An 898-nucleotide genomic window follows, 5' to 3' on the forward strand; every position below is an offset into this window, starting at 1 on the left:
GCCGCGTGCTGGTGACCGGCGCGGCGCGCGGGCTTGGCCTTGCGTTTGCCACCGCGATTGCCGAAGCCGGCGCCGCCGTCGCCATGGCGGACATCCTCGCAGACCGCCTGCATGAGGAAGCGGCCGCGCTGCAGGCCCGCGGGCTGAAGGCGCTGCCGTTTGCGCTCGACCTGGGCAACCCCGAATCGGTGACGGCCTGCGCCACCGCCGCGGCAGCCGGGCTGGGCGGCCTGGACGGCCTCGTCAACAATGCCGCGGTGACCGATTCCGGCGGCCGCGACGCCAGCGCCATCGACATCGCCACCTGGGACCGCGTGATGAACATCAACGTGCGCGGCACCTGGCTGATGACCACCGCGTGCTTGCCGGCGCTGCGCGCCTCGGGCCGAGGCGCCATCATCAACCTGGCTTCCGACACGCCGTTGTGGGGCGCGCCCAACCTGCTGGCTTACGTGGCCAGCAAGAGCGCCATCATCGGCATGACGCGTTCGCTGGCGCGCGAGCTGGGCGACGACCAGATTACGGTCAACGCCATCGCACCCGGGCTGACCCTGGTGGAGGCAACCGAATACGTGCCCCAGAAGAGGCGCGACCTCTATCGCGAGCAACGCGCGATTTCCCGCGAGCAGCTACCCGAGGATGTATCCGGGGCCGTGCTGTTCGCCCTCTCCGACCTGTCGCGCTTCGTGACGGGCCAGACGCTGGCCGTCAACGGCGGCTTCGTCATGCACTGAGCTAGAAGGAATCCAAATGAGCGATCTTTCCCAACAAGACAACATCAAGCGTTCCTGGGAGCAGCCGTCCGGCGCTTCCTTCGACCAGTGGATGGAGAGCCGCGTCGCGCGCTTCTCCACCCGCCGCTACGACTGGGACGCGCTGAAGTTCCAGGCTGACTACG

At 68.5% G+C, this 898-nt stretch carries 1 protein-coding gene and 1 pseudogene; both read left to right on the forward strand.

What is annotated here, in order from left to right:
• Positions 1-734: SDR family oxidoreductase (locus OR16_RS39255; RefSeq protein WP_006165112.1), on the forward strand; the 734-nt coding region annotated here is incomplete at its 5' end.
• A 16-nt stretch (positions 735-750) separates the two neighbouring features.
• Positions 751-898 (forward strand): annotated as a pseudogene (locus OR16_RS39260) (cupin domain-containing protein); the annotation flags it as partial.

It is taken from the genome of Cupriavidus basilensis OR16 (genome assembly GCF_000243095.1).
In the GTDB taxonomy this organism is placed as follows: domain Bacteria; phylum Pseudomonadota; class Gammaproteobacteria; order Burkholderiales; family Burkholderiaceae; genus Cupriavidus; species Cupriavidus basilensis_D.